Annotated in this window: 19 protein-coding genes; 5 read left to right on the forward strand and 14 right to left on the reverse strand. The window is 58.0% G+C overall.

Going from position 1 to position 23,046, the window contains the following annotated elements; all coding sequences use genetic code 11:
• The first annotated feature begins 9 nt into the window (after positions 1–9).
• Positions 10–693 carry an ABC transporter ATP-binding protein gene (locus RMR21_RS05990; protein WP_498669765.1) on the forward strand — a complete coding sequence of 228 codons (684 nt, stop codon included), beginning with the start codon at positions 10–12 and terminating at the stop codon, positions 691–693.
• A gap of 423 nt (positions 694–1,116) precedes the next feature.
• Positions 1,117–4,608 (forward strand): DNA polymerase III subunit alpha, encoded by a 3,492-nt coding sequence (gene dnaE, locus RMR21_RS05995; RefSeq protein ID WP_498669766.1) that lies wholly within the window; start codon positions 1,117–1,119, stop codon positions 4,606–4,608.
• A gap of 39 nt (positions 4,609–4,647) precedes the next feature.
• Here dnaE and RMR21_RS06000 read toward each other — a convergent pair whose 3' ends face one another.
• From RMR21_RS06000 to RMR21_RS06015, 4 genes are all read right to left on the reverse strand, one after another.
• Positions 4,648–4,938: a hypothetical protein gene (locus RMR21_RS06000; RefSeq protein WP_498669767.1), complete on the reverse strand. Its 291-nt coding sequence runs from the start codon at positions 4,936–4,938 to the stop codon at positions 4,648–4,650.
• A gap of 116 nt (positions 4,939–5,054) precedes the next feature.
• Positions 5,055–6,278 carry a L,D-transpeptidase family protein gene (locus RMR21_RS06005; protein ID WP_498669768.1) on the reverse strand — a complete coding sequence of 408 codons (1,224 nt, stop codon included), beginning with the start codon at positions 6,276–6,278 and terminating at the stop codon, positions 5,055–5,057.
• A 155-nt stretch (positions 6,279–6,433) separates the two neighbouring features.
• The gene (locus tag RMR21_RS06010) at positions 6,434–7,720 is read right to left on the reverse strand and encodes a DNA polymerase IV (protein ID WP_498669769.1); all 1,287 of its coding nucleotides are present in this window, start codon (positions 7,718–7,720) and stop codon (positions 6,434–6,436) included.
• Positions 7,721–7,804: 84 nt separating this feature from the next.
• On the reverse strand, positions 7,805–8,113 hold the full coding sequence (locus tag RMR21_RS06015) for a DUF3572 domain-containing protein (RefSeq protein ID WP_498669770.1): 309 nt from the start codon (positions 8,111–8,113) through the stop codon (positions 7,805–7,807).
• A 129-nt stretch (positions 8,114–8,242) separates the two neighbouring features.
• On the opposite strand from RMR21_RS06015, the gene RMR21_RS06020 reads away from it, so the two are divergent.
• Positions 8,243–8,614, forward strand: a complete 372-nt coding sequence (locus RMR21_RS06020; RefSeq protein WP_034854043.1) for a response regulator — start codon at positions 8,243–8,245, stop codon at positions 8,612–8,614.
• Positions 8,615–8,629: 15 nt separating this feature from the next.
• On the forward strand, positions 8,630–9,997 hold the full coding sequence (locus RMR21_RS06025; RefSeq protein WP_498669771.1) for a PleD family two-component system response regulator: 1,368 nt from the start codon (positions 8,630–8,632) through the stop codon (positions 9,995–9,997).
• A gap of 754 nt (positions 9,998–10,751) precedes the next feature.
• On the opposite strand, the gene rpmG is transcribed toward RMR21_RS06025, so the two are convergent.
• The 6 genes from rpmG to topA all read right to left on the reverse strand — a co-directional run bounded on the left by rpmG (position 10,752) and on the right by topA (position 18,382).
• A complete protein-coding gene (gene rpmG, locus RMR21_RS06030; protein ID WP_003496403.1) occupies positions 10,752–10,919 on the reverse strand; it encodes a 50S ribosomal protein L33 in 168 nt (55 codons plus the stop codon).
• 89 nt (positions 10,920–11,008) lie between these two features.
• Positions 11,009–12,181, reverse strand: a complete 1,173-nt coding sequence (locus RMR21_RS06035) for an MFS transporter (RefSeq protein ID WP_498669772.1) — start codon at positions 12,179–12,181, stop codon at positions 11,009–11,011.
• Between the two features lie 8 nt (positions 12,182–12,189).
• Positions 12,190–12,858, reverse strand: a complete 669-nt coding sequence (locus tag RMR21_RS06040) for an NUDIX hydrolase (protein ID WP_498669773.1) — start codon at positions 12,856–12,858, stop codon at positions 12,190–12,192.
• An 8-nt stretch (positions 12,859–12,866) separates the two neighbouring features.
• Positions 12,867–13,307, reverse strand: coding sequence for a DUF983 domain-containing protein (locus tag RMR21_RS06045; protein WP_498669774.1), 441 nt, complete (start codon positions 13,305–13,307; stop codon positions 12,867–12,869).
• 21 nt (positions 13,308–13,328) lie between these two features.
• Positions 13,329–15,680 carry a ribonuclease R gene (gene rnr / locus RMR21_RS06050; RefSeq protein ID WP_498669775.1) on the reverse strand — a complete coding sequence of 784 codons (2,352 nt, stop codon included), beginning with the start codon at positions 15,678–15,680 and terminating at the stop codon, positions 13,329–13,331.
• A complete protein-coding gene (topA, locus tag RMR21_RS06055) occupies positions 15,677–18,382 on the reverse strand; it encodes a type I DNA topoisomerase (protein ID WP_498669776.1) in 2,706 nt (901 codons plus the stop codon). The genes rnr and topA overlap by 4 nt, the downstream gene beginning before the upstream one ends.
• A gap of 256 nt (positions 18,383–18,638) precedes the next feature.
• Here topA and RMR21_RS06060 point away from each other — a divergent pair, with 256 nt between their 5' ends.
• Positions 18,639–18,875, forward strand: a complete 237-nt coding sequence (locus RMR21_RS06060) for a hypothetical protein (protein WP_498669777.1) — start codon at positions 18,639–18,641, stop codon at positions 18,873–18,875.
• On the opposite strand, the gene dprA is transcribed toward RMR21_RS06060, so the two are convergent.
• Genes dprA through RMR21_RS06080 form a run of 4 tightly spaced genes read right to left on the reverse strand, consistent with a single transcriptional unit; the run spans position 18,828 to position 22,898 of the window.
• Positions 18,828–19,970: a DNA-processing protein DprA gene (dprA, locus tag RMR21_RS06065; RefSeq protein WP_498669778.1), complete on the reverse strand. Its 1,143-nt coding sequence runs from the start codon at positions 19,968–19,970 to the stop codon at positions 18,828–18,830. The genes RMR21_RS06060 and dprA overlap by 48 nt on opposite strands.
• Positions 19,971–20,002: 32 nt before the next feature.
• Positions 20,003–20,620, reverse strand: a complete 618-nt coding sequence (gene plsY / locus RMR21_RS06070) for a glycerol-3-phosphate 1-O-acyltransferase PlsY (protein ID WP_498669779.1) — start codon at positions 20,618–20,620, stop codon at positions 20,003–20,005.
• 35 nt (positions 20,621–20,655) lie between these two features.
• On the reverse strand, positions 20,656–21,945 hold the full coding sequence (locus RMR21_RS06075) for a dihydroorotase (RefSeq protein WP_498669780.1): 1,290 nt from the start codon (positions 21,943–21,945) through the stop codon (positions 20,656–20,658).
• Entirely contained in the window at positions 21,942–22,898 is a 957-nt protein-coding gene (locus tag RMR21_RS06080) for an aspartate carbamoyltransferase catalytic subunit (protein ID WP_498669781.1), read from the reverse strand. The genes RMR21_RS06075 and RMR21_RS06080 overlap by 4 nt, the downstream gene beginning before the upstream one ends.
• Positions 22,899–23,046: the final 148 nt, after the last annotated feature.

Raw genomic sequence — 23,046 nt, forward strand, 5'->3', positions numbered from 1 at the left:
CATCACACCATGGCACAGAAAATAGCGTTGCGGCTCAAGGGCGTGGAACGGACATACGGGCAGGGCGAGCACAGCCTGTCTATTTTGAAGAATGCCGATCTGGAGTTGAGGAGCGGCGAGATCGTCGCGCTTGTCGCGCCGTCCGGCACCGGCAAATCCACGCTGCTGCATCTGGCGGGCCTCTTGGAACACCCGGATGCTGGCGAAGTCTTCGTCAACGGAAGGTCCTGCGGCGACCTTACGGACGAACAGCGCACTCTGATCCGTCGCAGCGATATCGGCTTCGTCTACCAGTTCCACCATTTGCTGCCGGAATTCACCGCGCTCGAAAACATCATGATGCCGCAGCTCATTTTAGGCCTACCGCATTCCGAGGCCAAGGAACGTGCCAGCGCGCTTCTCGATTACATGCGCATCGGCCATCGCGGCGATCACCGCCCGTCCGAATTGTCAGGCGGAGAGCAGCAGCGTGTCGCCATCGCCCGCGCGGTCGCCAACGCGCCGCTTCTGCTTCTGGCAGACGAGCCGACCGGTAACCTCGATCCGGAAACGGCGTCCTATGTATTTGGTGCACTGGAAGCACTGGTTCGCCAGTCGGGTCTCGCGGCCCTGATCGCCACCCACAACCACGAGCTCGCAGGTCGCATGGACCGTCGTGTGACATTGAACGAAGGCAAGATCGTCGAGTTCTGATCGCCGCCGCTGCTCGGCAGCTTAAGCTCCCATTTTTTTTGGCAAACCCTGCGCACCACCATGTTGCGCAGGGTTTTTCGTTTGGGAGTCAACGGTTTGGAACGAATCGCATGCGGAACCATCACGACTCCACGTGCGTTGACAAGACGAAGCATGAAAATAAGCAGTTGACAGTGAAACGAAATGAGAACAAAGTTAGAACATAAAGAGTATGGAGAGACAAATGACCGACATCATCCGTGACATCGCCGCCTTCGCTTCCATCGCCGTTTTCGTTGCCAGCTTCTCGGTTATCCTCACTTCCATGTGATGTGCCATCGTCGTTTCTAACGGAAATGGCATGTAAAGATGAACTGAGGCAGTGGACTTTGCCTCTGGAAAATCCGAAAATCCCCCGGACTCAGAATGGCGGGATTGTGTAAGATGGGCGAGATTTCAGCAAACGGCAGCATGGCCGGAAAAATCTTGAAGACGCCCGGCTTCGTTCACCTTCGGGTGCACTCTGCCTATTCCCTGCTCGAGGGCGCATTGCCATTGAAAAGGATCATGGCCAAGGCCTTGGCCGATAGCCAGCCTGCCATCGCGATTACCGACACGAACAATCTTTTCATCGCGCTGGAGTTTTCCGAAAAAGCGCGTGACGAGGGCCTGCAGCCGATCATCGGCTGCCAGATGTCCATCGATATGCAGGATGCCTCCGATGACAAGCGCGGGCAGAACAATCTTGCGAAGCTGCCGTCCATCGTCGTGCTTGCCGCAGACGCGCAGGGCTATGAGCGGCTGGTCGATCTGATCAGCCGTGCCTATCTCGATGGTGAAACTGCGGGTTCCGTTTGCATCACCAAGGCGTGGCTGGAAGAGGCCGACAATTCCGGTCTTATCGTTTTGACCGGTGCCTCAGGTGGGCCTATCGATATGTCTCTGAAGGAGGGGCATGTCTCCCAGGCGACGAAACGACTCTTGGCCCTGAAAAGCCTGTTTGGTGATCGTCTCTATATCGAGTTGCAGCGTCAGGGAAATTTTGATCGCGCGCATGAGCGCCGCATGATGGCGCTGGCCTATGAGCACGACCTGCCTCTCGTTGCCACCAACGAGGCGTTTTTTCCGTCACGTTCCGATTATGATGCCCATGATGCACTGATGGCCGTCGCCCATAACGCCATTGTTTCCGATGATAGCCGCTTTCGTCTGACACCGGACCATTATCTCAAGAGCCGCGACGAGATGATGGCGTTGTTTGCCGATATTCCGGAAGCGCTGGAAAATACCGTCGAGATCGCGCAACGCTGCTCTTACGTGCTCAAGAAGCGCGGGCCGATCCTGCCGCGTTTTACCGGCGCGAGTGAAGACCCGGACGAAGCTGACCGTGCCGAAGGTGCTGAACTGCGACGTCAGGCCATGGAAGGTCTGGACCAGCGGTTGGCCACGCTGGGTATGGCGCCGGGTTATATCGAGCAGGAGTACCGGGACCGTCTGGACTTCGAACTGGGCGTCATCGAGCGCATGAAGTTTCCGGGCTACTTTCTCATCGTTGCCGACTTCATCAAATGGGCCAAGAACCAGGATATCCCGGTCGGTCCCGGTCGTGGTTCTGGTGCTGGCTCGCTGGTGGCCTATGCACTGACCATCACCGACGTCGATCCGCTTCGCTTCTCGCTGCTGTTCGAACGCTTCCTCAACCCGGAACGCGTATCGATGCCCGACTTCGATATCGACTTCTGCCAGGACCGCCGCGAAGAGGTGATCCGCTACGTTCAGAAAAAGTATGGACGGGAGCAGGTGGCGCAGATCATCACCTTCGGTTCGCTGCAAGCGCGTGCCGCGTTGCGCGACGTCGGTCGCGTGCTCGAAATGCCATACGGTCAGGTCGACCGAATCTGCAAGCTGGTGCCCAACAATCCGGCCAATCCGACGACGCTGTCCAAGGCCATCGAGGAAGAGCCCCGCTTTCAGGAAGAGGCAGACAAGGAGCCGGTCGTTGCCCGGCTTCTTGATATCGCCCAGAAAATCGAAGGACTTTACCGCCACGCATCCACCCACGCCGCCGGTATCGTCATTGGTGACCGGCCGCTGTCCAAGCTCGTGCCGATGTATCGCGACCCGCGCTCGGATATGCCCGTCACCCAGTTCAACATGAAGTGGGTGGAAAGCGCCGGTCTGGTCAAATTCGACTTTCTCGGCCTGAAAACGCTGACCGTTCTCAAGGTTGCCGTGGACTTCGTTGCTAGACGGGGTTCAACCGTCGATCTGGCGGCCATTCCGCTAGAGGACGCGAAAACCTACGAGATGCTGTCGCGTGGTGAAACCATCGGCGTGTTCCAGGTGGAAAGTGCCGGCATGCGCAAGGCGCTGATCGGCATGCGGCCCGACTGCATCGAGGACATTATCGCGCTGGTGGCGCTGTATCGCCCGGGTCCGATGGAAAACATTCCGGTCTACAATGCCCGCAAGCATGGCGAAGAAGAGATCGAATCGATCCACCCGACCATCGACAATCTGCTGAAAGAAACGCAGGGCGTGATCGTCTATCAGGAGCAGGTGATGCAGATCGCCCAGGTTCTGTCCGGCTACTCGCTGGGCGAAGCCGATCTTCTGCGCCGCGCCATGGGTAAGAAGATCAAGGAGGAGATGGACCAGCAGCGCGAACGTTTCGTCGAGGGCGCGATGCGCAACGATGTCTCGAAGGCGCAGTCCAACACCATCTTCGACCTGCTTGCGAAGTTCGCGAATTACGGCTTCAACAAATCCCACGCCGCCGCCTACGCCATTGTCTCTTATCAGACAGCTTATATGAAGGCGCATTTCCCGGTGGAGTTCCTCGCGGCCTCCATGACGCTGGATATGGCCAACACTGAAAAATTGAATGATTTCCGCCAGGATGCGGGCCGCATGGGCATCGAGATCGTCGCGCCGTCGGTGCAGACATCGCACCGCCGGTTCGAGCCGGGCGAAAACCGCATCTATTATTCGCTGGCCGCGCTGAAGGGCGTGGGCGAGGGTGCGGTCGATCACATCGTGGACGTGCGCGGCGAAAAGCCCTTCAACAGCCTTGAGGATTTCTGCCTGCGGATCGACCCAAAACAGGTCAACCGCCGCGTGCTGGAAAGCCTAATCAACGCCGGGGCCTTCGATTGTTTTGGCAGAGATCGCGCCGAACTCCTGGGCGGGCTCGACCGCATCATCGGTTATTCGCAGCGCGCGCAGGAAAGTCGCGTCACCGGCCAGCACGATATGTTCGGTTCGGGCGCTGCCACCGGTCCGGAAAAACTCATTCTGCCTGCTTTTCAGCCTTGGCTCGCTTCGGAAAAGCTGCTGCGCGAATATCAGGTCCTCGGCTTTTATCTCACCGCCCACCCGCTCGATACCTACCGCGCCATCCTCGACAAGCTGCGTGTTCAGAACATTTCCGATTTCACGGCAGCGGTGAAACAGGGCGCGACAGCTGGGCGTCTGGCAGGTACTGTCACCGGCAAGCAGGAACGCAAGACGAGAACCGGCAACAAGATGGGAATCGCCACCTTCTCGGATGCGTCAGGCCAATACGAGGCGGTACTGTTTTCCGAAGGGCTGGCCCAATACCGCGAATTGCTGGAAGTTGGAAAATCCCTTGTTATCACAGTGCAGGCGGAAGAACGTCCCGAGGGCATAGGCCTTCGCATCCAGACCGCACAATCTCTCGAAGAAAAATCCGTCCAGATGCAAAAGGCGCTTCGCGTCTATGTGCGCGATTCCGGGCCTCTGAAAAGCCTCGTTCACCACCTCAACAGGGGCGATGGATCGGTCTATTTCATCGTCATCAAGGACGATGGCCAACGCGAAATTGAAGTGGAGCTCCCCGGCAAATATCGTATTTCGCCGGAGATCGGGGCGGCATTCAGATCCGCGAACGGTGTCATCGACGTCGAGTTGATCTGATGTGAGATCAACGGCTTGCACGCCGAAGCTGATTCAGTTTCAGAACAGGCTGTTGGTCGGATAGGCATTTCTGCCGCGATCAATAAAGCCGTGGCGGGAAAGGCACGCGCGGAGCGCCGTGTTGTAATAGAGCGTCGTGTTGTAGGCTGTTCCGCGCGGTGGCGTGCTGGCTTCTGCGGTGCATGTCACGAGCGCCCGGTCATAAACCTGCACGAGAATGGGGTCGCTCGTCACATCGGGACCCGCATAGACGCTGTAATTTTGAGGGGATTCTGCGGCCGATACGCAGGCCAGTCCGAGAATTGCAGCGGCTACATATTGAATGTTCATGGGTTGCCTCCAAGCGTCAGGTTGTGAATCCTGAACGCCGTTGCAGACATTCAGGTTCCAGCCTCGCACAGCTTGCGGTGGCGTCCTGCAGCTTAAGCGTTGCCTGTCGGCAGCAATCAGTCGCGCGTGATGGTGATGAAATCCGTGCCGTCGCCGGTTTCCAGACCGTGGCTGAGATCGGCAACGGTCATTGAGCTTCCGATCGTAAGGTCGGCTTCCAGCTTTTCTCGAAGATCGGCTGGAATATCGATACGATCGAGAACCGCACTCAGCTGATCGGACCCTTCCGGTGCGTCACTTTCGATGCCCAACCGTTTGCGCGCAGCGGCTGGCAGATGATTTTCCAGTGTCAGTCCGTTCCATTCCGCCTTGCCATTACTATCGATATCGATCATCTCGAAGAAATGCGTACCGAGCGCAATGTCCGGGTTCTTGATGTGGATGGGCGCTTCAAACAGCGGCTTGAAGTCCTGCCGAACCATCAATTGACCGTTCGGTGCTTCCTGTGCACCAGCTGAGGCATAGAGTGCATCGACGAAGGCGTCGGTCACGAGCGGACCCGTGGTCTTCATCTCTTTCCAGCGCTTGAAACCATTGATGGCGCTCACCGTCATCTGTCCGGCATATCCATCCGCTACACCCGCGTCGAAGCCGATGCTGGTCAGCAGACGCTGCACATCCATGATCCTTTCCCGCTCGCCGCGCCGCGTAATCAGAATGCGCAGCGGTGCGCCGTCTTTCTTCGGCGCCGCCTTGGTCTTAATCGCGCTTGTCGTCTGGTTCACTGCAACTTCCACCAGTTTCAAAGAGGCATCGAAGTTTGCAGGCCGAAGTTCGACATCCGAGAGCAGCATGCCGCCGGGTCGTTCATCATTCGGCTGCAAAAGGGTCGGGTGGTCGATGAGGCGAGGGACGACAACCTTATCGGAAACGATGACATGCACGCCACGCGCCGTCATGCCGAAGAGTTGTTTGGCAAATTTCGAGGGCAGGCGAATACAGCCATGCGACGCCGGGTAGTTTGGAACATGGCCCTCGTGAAGCGCTATACCCGACCAGGTCAGCCGCTGCATGAACGGCATGGGGGCTGCGGAGTAAATGTTGGATTCGTGATATTTGCGCTTGTCCAGAATGGAAAAGATGCCGCTTGGCGTGCCATGACCCGGCTTGCCACTCGATACTTTCGATGTCGCGATCAGCGCGCCGTCTTCATAAAGCGATAGCGTCTGTTCGTCCTTGGAAACGATGATTTGCAGGCTCTTGGCATCTCCAGCCAGGGCCGCCTGTACCAGCACGGAAGTCGACAGGAGGCAGGCTCCCAAAAGCGCACGCAACATCATGTTTACTCCAACGCAATACAAAACATGCCCTTCGAAGAAAGGCACAGGAGCTGTATGGAACTGCCCGAAAAAGCGAAATAGCTCCGTTCACGCAGGAGAATAACTCTTCTGATTTAAGGAAGCTTTTAAATGCTGGTCACGACCGTGTCAGTCGATCATTTTTTTGTGCCGAAGGTGTAACCGGTTTCGACCGCCCCCTTGCCGAACTTGTCGCGCAGCTTGTCCATGGCAGCTTCAGCGGCCGCCCGTCGTCCCGCGTGCTTGTCGACGAGGTCCGGTGGATCGGCAAGCGTCGGGTCGCAGAGATCGGTAACGCCAATACCCACCAGCCTGAATTTCGTGCCATCGGTTTCTTTTTCGAGCAGCGAAATGCCGGTACGAAAAATCTTATCGGCCAGTTGCGTCGGGTCTTCCAGCCTCTTGTTGCGGGTACGGGATTTGAAATCGGATGTTTTCATCTTCAAAACGACGGTGTGCCCGGCGACGCCGTTCTTCTTCAGTCGCCACGCCACTTTTTCAGACAGGGATCGCAGGATCGACACGAGATCCTCGTGCCGCGATATGTCGTTGAAGAATGTGGTTTCGGAAGATACGCTCTTGGCGGGGTCATTGGTATGGACATCGCGGTCGTCAATGCCGCGAGACAGCCGAAACAGGCGCTGCCCCATGGAGCCGTAGCGACGCATCAGGTCACCCTCGTCCATCTCCTGCAACTGTGCAATCATGCGGATGCCATCCGCCTCCAGCGTCGCGGCGAAGGCTTTGCCGACGCCCCATATGGTGGTGACGGGGCGAGGGCCAAGAAACGACATGGCCTCCTTCTCGCCGATGACGGAAAACCCGCGGGGCTTTTGCAGGTCTGACGCGACTTTGGCCAGAAACTTGCAATAGGACAGCCCGACTGAAACGGTAATGCCGATTTCATTTTGAACGCGCCGCGCGAAGCTGGCGAGAACGCGGGCTGGTGGATCATGGTGTAGGCGCTCGGTGCCGGACAGATCGAGAAAAGCTTCATCGATGGAGATGGGTTGGACCAAAGGCGTCAGATCCTGCATCATCGAACGGATTTCCCGCCCCACCTTCACATATTTCTCCATGTCAGGCTTGATCACCACCGCGTGCGGGCAAGCCTCCAGTGCTTTGAACATGGGCATCGCCGAGCGGACGCCGTGGATGCGGGCGATATAACACGCCGTGGAGACAACGCCCCGCTTGCCGCCACCGATAATCAGGGGCTTGTCGGCAAGCTCTGGGTTGTCGCGTTTTTCGACAGAAGCATAAAACGCATCGCAATCGATATGGGCAATCGAGAGGTCGTAGAGCTCGGAATGATAGACAAGGCGCGGGCTGCCGCACCTGCGACAACGCCTGATGCCTTCCGGCTGGCCAGCCAGACAGTCACGGCAAAAACCGGGGTCGTAATTCAAAAGTGGAGGGGCCATGGCTCGGAAACAAAAAGAGAACGTCCCTCACCATATTATGTTATGAGATAGTCCTCAAGTAAGGAGCATCATGGAATCACAGGTTCAATATTCCCCGGATGCCAAGCCCGGTCCGGAATAATGGTGCCAGGCGGCGGTCACGTCTTCAGGTTTTCGTCCGGTTGCCTCGCAAAACGCCATGAGGTCTGGCTCGTGGCTCATGAGGAAATCCGTGAGGCCTGCCAGGAAGCCGGAATCGTTGACGGCCTGGCGCAACATATTCGGCTGCATGCCGGTCAGTGCGAGAAATCGTGCAAGCATATCCGGCTCGCTGGCAAGCCAGCCAAGTATGGCGATTGCTATTTCATGGGCATTTGAAGCCCCGATAGTACCGTTTTTTGTACCGTGCGACATTTGTTTACTGAAGTTACCTATTTCTCAACCAAATCCGGCTACCGTCCACTTCTGGGGGATAATGGAATCGGTTCTTCGGCACCCTATATGTCAATGAAGCGGTTTCAAAGTGAAACGAGGACTGGTCCCATGCCCAAACAGGTCATGATAGTTGAAGACAACGAGCTGAACATGAAGCTCTTTCGTGATCTGATCGAGGCGTCCGGTTATACCACCATCCAGACCCGCAACGGCATGGAAGCGCTTGAGCTTGCGCGCAAACACCGCCCCGACCTGATCTTGATGGACATTCAATTGCCGGAGGTTTCCGGGCTGGAGGTCACGAAGTGGCTGAAGGAAGACGATGAACTGCATGTCATTCCTGTGATCGCAGTGACGGCCTTTGCCATGAAGGGTGACGAGGAGCGCATTCGCCAGGGCGGATGCGAGGCCTACGTCTCCAAGCCGATTTCCGTTCCGAAATTCATCGAGACGATCAAGACATATCTGGGCGACGCGTAAAACAGGGTTGAACTGATGACTGCGAGAATTCTGGTCGTTGATGACATTGCAGCAAATGTGAAGCTTCTCGAAGCGCGTTTGTCGGCGGAATATTTCGATGTCATCTCCGCAGACAATGGCGCCAAGGCTCTGGCGATCTGCGCCAGTGAGCAGGTCGACATCATCCTGTTGGACATCATGATGCCCGACATGGATGGCTTCGAGGTCTGCGAGCGTCTGAAGGCCAACCCGGCAACGGCGCATATCCCCGTTGTCATGGTCACCGCCCTCGATCAGCCCAGCGACAGGGTACGCGGCCTCAAGGCCGGTGCCGATGACTTCCTGACAAAACCCGTCAACGACTTGCAGCTCATCTCTCGTGTCAAGAGCCTCGTGCGTTTGAAGACCATGAGCGACGAGTTGCGCATTCGTGCCGAGGCCGCCAAGACGATTGGCGTGGGCGAACCCATCTCGGAAGACTCACAGATCGAACTGCCCGGTCGTGTTCTGCTTGTGGACGGCCGTGCCAGCTCGCAGGAACGCATCATCAAGGCATTGAAGCCGGTCGCAGACGTCTGCGCAATTGCCGAGCCTGGCAACGCACTGTTCGAGGCCGCCGAGGGCGACTACGAGATGGTGATCGTCAACTCCAATTTCGATGAGTTCGATCCCTTGCGCCTGTGCTCGCAACTGCGCTCTTTGGAGCGGACACGCTTCCTGCCGCTGTTGCTGGTGACGGAACAGGGCGACGAGGCCATGATCGTGCGAGCGCTGGAACTCGGCGTCAATGATTACATCGTGCGTCCGCTGGATACCAACGAACTCGTGGCGCGCACGCTGACTCAGATCAAGCGCAAGCGTTTCAACACGCGCCTGCGTGAGAACCTCAACCAGACCATGGAGATGGCCGTCATCGACGATCTCACCGGTCTCAACAATCGCCGGTATCTGGATAGTCATCTCAGGGTTCTGTTCAACCGGGCTGCAACGCGCGGACGTGCACTGGCGGTCTGCATGACGGATATTGATCGTTTCAAGAGTGTGAATGACACCTATGGCCACGATGCGGGTGATGAGGTACTGCGCGAGTTTGCTGCCCGTCTGCGTTCCACCGTGCGTGGTGCGGATCTCGCCTGCCGATACGGCGGCGAAGAGTTCGTGGTCGTGATGCCAGATACTGACATGGAGATGGCGGCGTCGGTTGCCGAGCGACTGCGCTTCATCATCGAGAACAGGCCTTTCGTGCTGCGCTCGGGCCGCGAACTGCACATCACGGCCTCCCTGGGCATTGCCTGCAATGCTGTGTCCGTGGAAACGCCCGATGCGCTGATGCGCCATGCAGACCAGGCCTTGTATGAGGCAAAGAACGCCGGCCGTAACCGCGTCTGTGCCGCTGCGGCCTGACGATTCTATCGCCTTTGAGTTTCGTGACGGTTATCCACAGCAATCACTTTGGAAGATCACAATTGTGATCGCGATGTAATCTCTTCACTATCGCGAAAGCCAAAAAAGGGCCAGTTCGGACGCCCTCAGCATTTTGCAGAATAGCCACAGTGTGAAGGATGATGAAACATAGGCGATTTTTTTAGATGAGCTTTATTCATTCAGAATAATTCTGCCATTTCAAAATAAAAAAGAACTTTTTCAGAATATGTTCCATGCGATAAGAAAGGTTTCTCTTTGTATCGAAATCGTCTGATTTATGAAATACTACGTTTCAAGATGGGAAATTTAACCATAACGGGCGATCGATTGCGTCTTGCGTTAAGAATTTGTTGATTTTCTTCGCATCTTGAGCAAAACTTTGGTCAAGAACATAAGTTCTGCAACTGAGGCGTCGTCGCCAAGATGAAGCAGAACGGTGTTCGGTGAAAGCGTTGGTTCTTTCCGCTTAAAGCACCACCGCATTGCGAATACCCCATGGTGCTCAGGTCCGCCGCATCTCCTGGGTCTTGGGGTTGGTCGACCGGCGACGCTCTTGAACGGTTCCTCGTGCTGTCATTGCTGTCCCGGTCGACCCACTTTTCCAGCGGTCTCCCCATCTCATATTCCCTCTGATCACGCTGCGTGAACGTCCCTTCTCGATTCATAAACGGAAGAGCGACCATAAAAAAACGCGCCTCGTAGGGCGCGTCTTTTGCATGCGATGAGAAGGAAATTACTTGATCTTCGTTTCCTTGAATTCAACGTGCTTGCGTACGACTGGATCGTACTTGGTCTTCGTCATCTTGTCCGTGAACGTACGGCTGTTCTTTGTGGTGACGTAGAAAGTACCGGTGTCGGCCGTCGACAGCAGCTTGATCTTGATTGTTGTAGCTTTCGCCATAGTCGTCCTGCCTTTAACAAATAGTGAGTCCGCGGCCCTGTTGGACCCCGGCTAAATCTGGCGCGAAACTACGGATCGCGCCTGAAAAGTCAAGTCCGATTTGATCCGAAAACCGACCTGGCAATGGAAAGCACGACGTAGAGCCCGAAAAACATCGCCAAAGCCCAGGCAAAACCGTCTGTTCCGGCAATATCCATGGAAATCCCCACCGTCTGCGGCCCGGCAATGGTGCCGATGGCGTAACAGAAGATAAAGGCGGCATTGGCTGCGACAAGGTCTGAGCCGGTAAGGCGTGAACCCAGATGCGTGAGTCCCACCGTATACATGCCCGAGACACAGCCGCCCCACAGCAGAAGCAGCGATGACAGGAGCACCCAGTTATCCACCAGCAGAGGCAGCGTCAGTGTGCCGATGACGCCCGTGAGGGCCATCAGGCCCAGCAGCACACGCCTGTCCTTGATGCGGTCGGACAGCATGCCGATGGGGATCTGGAACGCCATGTTGCCGATAGCCATGACGGTCAGAAGCAACGCCGCCTGCGATTCGCTGAAACCTTCACGCGTGGCATAAACCGGAAACAGCGACAGCCCGCCCGCCTGCACCGAGCCGTAAACGAAGGCGGCAGCCGAGGCCATGGGCACCAGCCAGATGTAACGGACGAAATGGTGATTGGGCTTTTCGTCGAGGTTGGGGCTTTCGTGACGCGCCAGATAGATCGGGATCGCAGCCAGAAGAATGATGGCAGAGCCAAGCAGGAAGGGCGTTATCCCTTCGCTGCCGATGGCGGAAAAGATCAATGGACCGCCTGCAAAACCCACCGCCATGCCTGTCGCATACATGCCGAGAACCAATCCGCGCCGCTTGGGTGGTGCTGCGGCATTGATCCAGAATTCCGAGAGGATGAACAGCATGGCCGTTGCACCGTGGAAGACGATCCGCAAGGGAAACCACATCCAGAAGGCTTCGGCGAAATAAAATCCCAGCGCGCTGATGGCGGAAACGACAACGGCCGTCATCATGGTGCGCGCGACGCCAAATTCGTGTGCCAGCCGGCTGGTCATCGGTGCCGCGATCATCGCGGCAACACCGGCCATGGCGGTGTTGAGGCCGATCATCGTTGACGAGATGCCGCGCTTTTCAAGAATAATGCTCAGAAGCGGCAGCCCGAGACCGATGGCGATGCCAACGGCACTGATGGCAGAGATTGCGGCAATGAGCGAGGGCCAGTGAATATCGTCGGCGTCGCTAGTCGGATGGGACATGTAGACCTTTACAGAAAGCCACGAATGAAAGTACCGCGACGCTCGAAATATTGTCGCACCGGGCTTTCGGATTGTAATGAAGGATCACCTATCATGAACTTTGTGACATCCTTGAGAACCATGCGTGTAATGGGTGCCATGTTCAGACTGGAATCGTCCTTGATGTCAAGCCATTCAAGGTCTTGGAGCTCGTCTGAATCCTTGATTTCCTTGGGATTGATGCCTGCTTCATCGGTAAAACAGCAGAAAAACCGGGTGTCGAATCGTCTGATACGGCCCGGCGGCGTGATCGCACGTGCCATGAAACGCAATGGCAAGAGGTCGGGCCGGTCTGGGTTGTTGCCGAAGCGCAGCCCCGTTTCCTCTTGAAGTTCGCGCAGTGCCGTTAGGGCCAGGGCACGTGCGCCCGTTTGTGTCATAGGTCGAGAGGCCGCACGCATCAGATTGTCGAGGACTGCCGACCTGAGATCGGTCCCGAAGGGCAGGGTGCGGTCGGATGGGTCACGCCTGCCGCCGGGAAACACATAGACATCAGGCATGAAGACATGGCGGCTGGAGCGCTTGCCGACAAGAACGCGCACGTCTGTAGCCGATCGATCCAGAAGAAGGATAGAGGCTGCATCTTTCGGACGCAGATAAGGTGCTTTTTCGGAAGGGATGTCGGAAGGCAAGGTCATCGCACCTGTCAGTGAGACGAGCCGTCGATCTGTTCTTTTTCGGGCTCATTGCTGAAACCATGCATCCTCAAGGCCCATTGCAGGCCGATGACGCCGCCTTTGATCGGCTGGATCGTCAACAGTGCCACGAGAATGGTAATCGGCACCCAGATGGCGAAGTGAACCCACATCGGGACCAGAAACACCGTGTCCGTCATCATGAAGCCGCCAACCGCGACGTGGCCGAGAATCATGATCGATATATAGGGCGGCAGATCATCAGAGCGCTGGTGGTGCATGTCTTCACCGCAGGACGCGCATTCATCGATGGGTTTCAGCCAGGCGCGAAAGAGGTGGCCGTTGCCGCAGGCGGGACAACGGCTGAGAATGCCGCGCATGATCGATCGACCCAGCGGACGGTCTTCCGGCTTGCCACCATACTGCACTGTCTGCGTCTCGGTCGTCGTCATGCGCTTATCCTTTTACGCCAGCTATCTGCGTCTGCGGGGCGGCCTTGTGCCGGGTGTCGGGCCGCTGCTGCGCCGTGTCGTCTTGTGGAAGGAGCGTGTCGCCGCAGGCATTTTCTTGCCTTCGTTCAACACCTCGAACCGCAGGGCGCCAGCAAGCGGCACGGCTTCAGCCAGACGAACCTGAACGGCATCACCCAGCTGATAGCCAAGTCCGGTCTTTTCACCTGTCAGAGCCTGATGCGCTTCGTCGTAGATGTAGTAGTCCGTCCCCAGCGTAGATATAGGAACAAAGCCGTCAGCACCAAATTGCGGAAGCGCGACAAATAGTCCCGCCTTGGTGACACCGCCGACCCGGCCTTCGAACTCTTCGCCCACACGCTGGGAAAGATGATGCGCGATCAGCCGGTTGACCGTATCGCGTTCCGCTGCCATCGCGCGCCGCTCGAAGGTGGAGATTTCGGCAGCCACATCGGCCAGCGTCGCTTCCTCCTGTGGCGTGATGCCGCCTTCGCCCAGACCCAGCGAACCCACCAGCGCACGATGCACGATAAGGTCGGCATAACGGCGGATCGGCGAGGTGAAATGCGCGTATTTCATCAGGTTCAAGCCGAAATGGCCGATATTGTCTGGGCTGTAGATCGCCTGGCTCTGGGAGCGCAGCACCATCTCGTTGACGATGATCTGGTGCGGCGTATCGACCGCGCGCGCCAGAATGCCGTTAAAGGAATTGGCACGAACCTGCCCGCCTTTGACCAGCGAAAAGCCGATGGTGGTCAGGAATTCGCGCAGCACTTCCTGCTTGGCAATCGTCGGCGCGTCGTGCACGCGGTAAACCAGACGCTGCTTTTTCAGCTCCAGTGTCTCGGCGGCGCAGACATTGGCCTGGATCATCATCTCTTCGATCAGTTTATGCGCGTCGAGACGTTCCGGCACGTGCACGCGATCGACCGTGCCATCGGATTTGAGAATGATCTTGCGTTCCGGCATATCCAGCTCAAGCGGTTGGCGACGGTCGCGACCAATCTTCATCACCTCGTATGCGTGCCAGAGAGGCCGCAGGATGGGCTCCAGCAACGGTCCGGTCTTGTCGTCGGCATCGCCGTCGATAGCGGCCTGGGCCTGCTGGTACGAAAGCTTTGCCGCGCTCTTCATCATGATGCGGTGGAAGGTATGGCTGGCCTTGCGGCCTTCCTTGGAAAACACCATCCGCACGGCCAGCGCCGGGCGGTCGACGCCTTCCTTCAGCGAGCACAGATCGTTGGAAATCCGCTCCGGCAGCATCGGCACCACGCGGTCGGGGAAGTAGACCGAGTTGCCGCGCTTCAAGGCTTCCCGGTCCAGCGCAGAGCCGGAACGGATGTAGTAGGAAACGTCCGCAATCGCGACTGTGACGATCACGCCATCCGGGTTGTCGGGCGAAGGGTCCAGCTCGGCATAAACTGCGTCGTCATGGTCCTTGGCATCGGCCGGATCGATGGTGATGAGCGGCAGTTTGCGCCAGTCTTCTCGGTGCGCCATCGTCGCTGCCTTGGCCGCATCTGCTGCTGCCAGCACGTCCGACGGGAAGATGTGCGGAATACCATGCGCATGAATGGCGATCATCGAGATCGCCTTTTCGGACGCGACTGAACCGACGACGGACAGAACCTTGGCGCGGGGCAGGCCGTAACGACCGCTGTTGCGGGATGTTTCCACCTCGACCAGATCGCCGTCCTTGGCATCGCCCACGCCATCTGGATCGATGACCATTTCGTCGCCGCGCCGCTCGATCGGCATCAGACGGCCACCGCCACCCGGTGTTTCCTTGAACACACCCAGCGATCCACCCTGCCGTCTGTCGATCAGTTTGATGATGCGCGCCGTGTAGGCGGGGCCACCGACTTCCTTGGAGGGGAAAATCTTTGCCAGCACACGGTCGCCAATGCCACCCACCGGGGCCTTGCCCTTCTGGCGGTCGGCAGAGGATTGACGGATGATGACGGCAGGCGCCGCCCCGTTTTCTTCCGGCCATTCGGCAGGACGACCGATCAAGCCGCCATCCTTGTCACGCGTGGTGATGTCGAGGACGGTCACCGGCGGTAGCCCACCCGGACGCATCAGCGACTTGCGGCTCTTGTGAACCATACCATCCGTCTCAAGCTCTTTCAGCAGAGCCTTGAGCACGATGCGCGTTTCGCCTTTCAGCCCGAAGGCCTTGGCGATTTCGCGCTTGGAGGCCTGGTCGGGATGCTCGGCGATGAATTTTAGCAGCACATCGCGCGGCGGAACCTCGCCGTGGATGATACCAGCAGATTCGAGAACTTTTTTTCCGCGACCGGTGCGGCCGAAGCCATCGCCCGCCGAGCCGGATGTCTTACGCGGTGCTTTGCTCAAGATTCTGCCTTCTTCGCTTTTGGTGCTGCCTTTGGTTTGGCTGCTGTTTTGGGCTTCGCAGCCGCTTTTGGTTTCGCCGCTGTCTTCGCCTTGGTCTCGCCATCGGCGCTGGCAGCCTTGGTGGCTTTCTTCGGCGCTGCCGCCTTCTTGGCCTTCACGGGCTTGCCGTTGTTGCCGGTACCGGTCTTGGCAATGCGTTCTGCAATCAGCACCAGCGCTTCGTCCAGCGTCACCGTGTCAGGTGCCTGCGCCTTGGGAATGGTCGCATTGACCTTACCCCAGTTGACGTAAGGTCCATACTTGCCATCACGAACTGTGATCGCGCCGCCATCGGGATGATCGCCCAGTTCCTTCAGCGCCGCCGGTGTGGACGAACGGCCACGACCCGGCGATGCCTTTTTCTCGGCAATGACGGTCACGGCGCGGTTCAGACCAATCGAGAACACGTCTTCGATGCTTTCAAGGTTGGCATAGCCACCATCATGCAGCAGGAACGGTCCGTAACGACCAAGTCCCGCGGAAATCATCTTGCCGCTCTCCGGATGCTTGCCGATATCGCGTGGCAGGTTGATCAGCGCCAAGGCCTTCTCGTGGTCGATGTCGTCAGGTGCCCAGCCTTTCGGCAGCGACGACCGCTTGGCTTCCTTGCCCTCGCCACGCTGAATGTAGGGTCCGAAACGGCCAGACCGCAGCGTCAGCTCTTCACCCGTATGCGGGTCTGCACCCAGTGCCTTCGGCTCGTTCAGCGCGGCAGCATCGGCCTCTGCGCCATCCGAGTTCAGCTGGCGGGTGAAATTGCATTCCGGATAGTTGGAGCATCCCACGAATGCGCCGTATTTGCCGAGTTTCAGCGAAAGATTGCCTGTACCGCAAACCTGGCAGATGCGCGGGTCGGAGCCGTCTTCGCGGGTCGGGAACACCAGCGGTGCCAGAACCTCGTTCAACGCATCCAGCACGTTGGTAACGCGCAATTCCTTGGTATCTTCGATCTGTGCGAAGAAGTCTTTCCAGAAATCGCGAAGAACCTGCTTCCAGTCCAGTTCGCCCGCAGAGATCCGGTCGAGCTTTTCTTCCAGATCGGCGGTGAAATCGTATTCCACGTACTTCGTGAAGAAGCTTTCGAGGAAGGCCGTCACCAGCCGGCCGCGTGAATGCGGCACGAGCTTGCGCTTGTCGACGATGATATATTCACGGTCGCTCAGCGTCTTCAATGTCGCCGCATAAGTGGAAGGGCGGCCAATGCCGAGCTCTTCCATCTTCTTGATCAGAGATGCTTCCGAGTAGCGCGGTGGCGGCTCGGTAAAGTGCTGGCTGGCGTTGATCTTCTGCTTGGCCAGCGCCTCGCGGGCGTTGATCTGCGGCAGGCGACCATCTTCATCACCGTCGTCGCTCTGCTCGCCATCTTCCTTCTGGTCGGTATAGGCAGCAATGAAGCCATCGAAACGAATGACCGAACCAACGGCGCGAAGGCCGGCCTTCTCGCCCTTGTTGTCGGCCAGAATTTCAACGGTGGTGCGTTCGATTTCGGCAGACGCCATCTGGCTGGCGATACCGCGCTTCCACACCAGTTCGTAAAGGCGTAGCTGGTCGGCATCGAGGTACTTCTTGACCTGATCAGGTGTGCGGCTGAAATCCGTCGGGCGGATGGCTTCGTGCGCTTCCTGGGCGTTCTTGGCCTTGGTGGAATAGAGACGCGCCTTTTCCGGCACATAACGGGCACCGAATTGCTCGCCGATGGCGACGCGGGCCGCATCTATGGCTTCCGGCGCCATCTGCACACCATCGGTACGCATATAGGTAATAAGACCGACGGTCTCACCGCCAATGTCGATACCTTCATAGAGACGCTGCGCAACCTGCATGGTGCGCGATGCGCCAAATCCCATGCGCGAGGAGGCGGCCTGCTGCAATGTCGATGTCGTGAAAGGAGGGCCGGGGTTGCGCTTGACGGGCTTGGCTTCGACCGTATCCACGGTATAGGTCGCGCCTTCCAGCAAAGTTTTCAGGCGGTTGGCATCGTCGCCGGTTTTCACCGATCGCCCCTGCAGGCGCTTGCCGTCGGCAGACACCAGCTTGGCTTCGAAGTCATCGCCGCGAGGCGTCTTCAACAGCGCCGAGATGTTCCAGTATTCCTCGGAGACGAACCGCTCGATTTCCGATTCCCGGTCGCAGACCAGACGCAGCGAAACCGACTGAACACGGCCAGCCGAACGCGCACCCGGCAGCTTGCGCCACAAAACGGGGGAGAGATTGAAGCCGACAAGATAGTCCAGCGCGCGCCGGGCGAGATACGCATCCACCAGGGGAATGTCGATGTCACGCGGATCGGCCATCGCGTCCAGAACGGCCTTCTTGGTGATGGCGTTGAACACGACGCGCTTGACCGGCTTGTCGCCGATGACCTTCTTCTTTTTCAGAAGGTCGAGAACATGCCAGGAAATGGCTTCCCCTTCGCGATCCGGGTCGGTCGCAAGGAACAATCCGTCGGATGCCTTCACGGCATCGGCAATTTCCTTCATGCGCTTCTGCGAGGCAGGATCGACCTCCCAAAGCATTTCGAAATCCTGATCGGGAAGCACCGAGCCATCTTTTGCGGGAAGATCGCGAACGTGGCCGAACGATGCGAGCACCTTGTAGCCTGGACCAAGATACTTGTTGATCGTCTTGGCTTTTGCCGGAGATTCTACGACGACGACATTCATATTTTCTTCTTTCGGAACTTGCCCGTTAACATGCCCTGCAGTTTTTCGGCGTGCGACAGGGCGCTCTTTATTTCGACATGGACAGGTAATGCGCTTGGGTCAAGAGGCAAGGGGCGTTTTTCTGCCATTACAACGATATGCAACCTTTTGGGGATTTAAAACCGCATTGCAATTATAGATAAACAAGTTATGGTTGCTCGGATTGGATGCTTCTCTTTTAAAGATCTTTCATTTTATCGGCTCGATCGAGGTAAACATGGTTGCGAATGCAGACAACGACAGCCGCCGCGCGGCTGAACAGACAACGGAAAACCTCGCCTATATCACGCAGATGCTCTCCGAGCTGCGTGTCGTTGCCGAACGCGAAGGCGCCGACATGTTATGTTACCTTATCGAAATGGCTTATATTGAGGCCGGAGACATTCAATCAGGCCGACGAAAGCTCTCAGTCGGCCATATCAAGCGAAACCCGCCCCGCGGAATGCCGGTTTAACCGCCCTGCAATGTCGAGTTCCAGCAGCACGAGATAAACAGTGGATGCAGGTAGTCCTGTGTGGCGGATGATGTCGTCGGTTTCGACGGGCGATGGCCCAAGCGCCGAAGCAACAATGCTGCGGTCATCATCACGCGGTGGCGATATGTCCATGTCTTCGGAACTTTCCTTGGCGATGTGCTGAATGGGCAAGGACGGCTCCATCAACGGTCGCAACGCGTCCAGAATGTCAGCGGCCTCCGTCACCAGCATCGCACCGTCCTTGATCAACCGGTTGGTCCCATGGCAACGCGCATCCAGCGGAGACCCCGGAACCGCAAACACCAATCGTCCAAATTCGCCAGCCAGCCTTGCCGTAATCAAAGAGCCTGAACGATCCGCCGCCTCCACGATCAGAACCCCCATGGAAACGCCGGCGATCAGCCGGTTGCGGCGCGGAAAGTCACGAGCCCGAGGCTCCCATCCGAACGGCATTTCGCTGATACTGGTCCCGTCATTGCCGTAGATCTCATCCAGCAGCCGTAGATTTTCAGGCGGGTAGGGCTTGTCCAGCCCGCCGGCCAGCATCGCTACCGTGCCGGTGGAAAGACTCGCAGTGTGGGCGGCGGCATCGATGCCTCGGGCGAGGCCGGACGCGATGCTGTAGCCCGCCTGTCCGCACTGGCGCGCCAGCATCGCCGCAAACTTCGAGCCATTGATGGAGGAATTGCGTGACCCGACAATCCCGATGGATGGACGGGTCACCGTGCGGCCCGATCCCTTCATGGAAATGATCGGCGGTGCGCCGTCGATCTCGCGCAGTGCCGGTGGATAATCCGGCTCGCCGATGCCAACGAAGCGCGCTCCGAATTTGGTTGCCGCCTCGATTTCCCGTTCCACTTCTGCAACGGTGGCAATACGCGGGCTGCGTGCCGATCCGCCGCGGCGGGAAAGGTCGGGCAGGGCATCCAGCGCCTTTTCCGCGCTGCCGAAGTGGTTGATCAGTTCGCGGAAAGTGACAGGGCCAATATTGTCGCTGCGGATCAGCCGCAGCCAGGCAACCCGTTGCCGGTCATTGAGCGCGATGCCGCTCTTGGCTTCCCCGTCATGCGGCATGTTTCGCCCCCGTCAGGGCGAGAGGAATGGCCTCAGCCCTTTTTGCCGATCTTGCTTTCTGTACCCGCCAGCAACCGCTTGATGTTTTCCCGGTGCATGTACCAGGAGATAACGCTGAGCAGCGTGACAAGCAGAGCCGTCTTCTCCGGTCCTACTATCCACAATGCAACCGGAATGACAAGCATTGCAACCAGTGCGGAAAGGGAGGAGTATTTCGTGAGGAAGGCAGTCGCGATCCAGATCGCCGCAAAGGCCAGCATCATCAAGGGCGCAGCGCCCAACAACACACCGATATAGACAGCCACGCCCTTGCCACCCTTGAAGCCCAGCCACACCGGAAACAGGTGTCCGAGAAAAGCGAAGAATCCAGCGATCAGCGAGGCTTCATAGCCCCAGAGCGCGTGGGCAACCAAAACCGCAGCCGTTCCCTTCAAAGCATCCAGCAACAAGGTCGCTGCCGCCAGCTTCTTGTTGCCGGTGCGCAAGACATTGGTCGCACCGATATTGCCAGACCCGATTTGGCGAACATCCCCCAGACCCGCCGCACGCGTCAGGATCAATCCGAACGGAATAGACCCCAGCAGGTAGCCGATCAGGGCAGCAAGGGCCAAAAGCGCAGGCGCTGTCTGCCAGTCAGTCAATGCGGTCATTTGCTTGTCCCCTCAGTCTTGTCGTGTCGTACGTATTATAAGGAATGAACCAGCTTGCCTGCAACATAGGTTGCAACGGCGCGGCCGGTAAAGCGGGCGTCTTCGAATGGCGTGTTCTTGGACCGCGATACCAGATTTTTCTCAGACACAAGCCATGGCTCATCAAGATCGACAAGCGTGATATCGGCTTTCGCGCCGGGCTTCAGCGTGCCAGCATCCAGCCCGAAGATGTGTGCGGGACGGGTGGACAGCGCATCGATCAGCCGCATCAACGGCACCTGTTCGCTGTGGTAGAGGCGAAGTGCCGCCGCCAGCATGGTTTCGAGGCCAATCGCACCGCTTTCCGCGTCAGCAAAGGGTAGGCGCTTGGTATCGACGTCCTGCGGGTCATGCGACGACACGATGATATCGATGATGCCGTCCTTCAACGCATCCACCATGGCCATGCGGTCGTCTTCGGACCGTAGCGGCGGGGAGAGCTTGAAGAAGGTCCGGTACTCACCGATATCGTTTTCGTTCAGCGTCAGGTGGTTGATGGAAATGCCGCAGGTGGCTTTCACGCCGCGTGCTTTCGCGTGGCTGATCGCCTCGGCGGATTCGCGCACCGAAATCTTGGCGGCGTGGTAGTTGGCGCGTGTCAGCGCCGCGATGCGCAGGTCCCGCTCCAGCGGAATGATCTCGGCTTCTTTCGGAATACCCGATAGTCCGAGCCAGCTGGCAAACAGCCCTTCGTTCATATCGCCATGGCCGATATACTGGTCGCGGGTTTCCAGCGAAATCACCGCGTCCAGCTCGCGGGCATAGGTCATGGCACGGCGCAGGACAGCCGTGTCCGACAGCGCCTTGCGGCCATTGGTGAACGCGACGGCACCCGCTTCCTTCAGCATGCCGAATTCCGTCATCTCGTCGCCGCGCAACCCCTTGGTCAGCGCCGCTGCCGGATAGATATTGACCAGCGCCTTGTCGCGCGCGGTCTTCTTCACGAATTCCACCAGCGCGATATCGTCGATGACGGGATCGGTATCCGGCATCACGATCATGCTGGTCACGCCACCAGCGGCCGCAGCGCGCGATGCCGATTCGATGGTTTCGCGGTGTTCGGCACCCGGTTCGCCAACGAAAACACGCGCGTCCACCAGACCCGGCGTGGCGACCAGCCCTTTGGCGTCACGCACCGTCGCACCATCCGGCGCGCCCTGGTTCTGCGCATCCTTGCCAGCGGCCAGGATTCTGCCGTCTGCACCGATGATGATGGTGCCGATTTCATCGAGATTGCGCGACGGATCGATGATGCGAACATTTTTGAGAACGGTGCCGGTGCTCATACGCGCTCTCCCTCGTTTCTGGCATTGGGGTTTTGCGAAAGAAGAAGCGTTTCCATAACGGCCATGCGCACTGCAACACCCATTTCCACCTGGCTCTCGATCACGCTCTGTGGTCCGTCAGCCACTTCGGAGGCGATTTCGACGCCACGGTTCATCGGCCCGGGGTGCATCACCAAGGCATCGTCCTTGGCGGCCTTCAGCTTTTCGGCATCGAGCCCATAATAATGGAAATACTCCCGCACCGAAGGCACGAAGGAGCCGGACATACGCTCGCGCTGGAGGCGCAGCATCATCACCACATCGGCGCCCCTCAGTCCCTCTTTCATGTCGTGGTACACTTCCACGCTCATATCCGCGATGCCGGAGGGGAGTAGTGTCGGTGGTGCAACAACGCGCACCCGAGCGCCCATCTGGTTGAGCAGAATGATGTTGGAGCGTGCGACACGCGAATGCAGCACATCGCCGCAGATCGCCACCGTCATGCCGGACAGCGTGCCCTTGGCGCGGCGGATCGTCAGCGCATCCAGCAGTGCCTGCGTCGGATGTTCATGCTGACCATCACCCGCGTTGACAACGGAGCAAGCCACTTTTTGCGCCAGAAGGGCTGCGGCCCCGGCCGAAGAATGGCGCACCACCAGCACATCGGGACGCATGGCGTTTAGCGTCATGGCAGTATCGATCAGCGTCTCGCCTTTTTTGACCGATGAATTGCCCACCGACATGTTCATCACGTCGGCACCCAGCCGTTTTCCGGCAAGCTCGAAGGACGCTTGCGTGCGGGTGGACGCTTCGAAGAACAGGTTGATCTGGGTCAGACCGCGCAGGGTCGAGGTCTTCTTTTCGCGCTGTCGGCTGATTTTCACCGCCTCGTCGGCCTTGTCGAGAAGAGTGGTGATATCCTGATGGGAAAGCCCCTTGATGCCAAGCAGGTGGCGGTGGGGAAAATAGACCATGGAAAATGTCCTCCGGGTCGCAACAGAGCGCGTCACAGCGCTACTCGCTTTAGTCACCGGGTCTATAAAGACAGGTGGCTTTGTCGGCAAGCATGCGATAAGCCGTGCCAGACCTAATACATGCAATAAAATGCGAATCCCGATATAG

The organism is Agrobacterium sp. rho-8.1, from assembly GCF_033957725.1.
Classification (GTDB): Bacteria; Pseudomonadota; Alphaproteobacteria; order Rhizobiales; family Rhizobiaceae; genus Agrobacterium.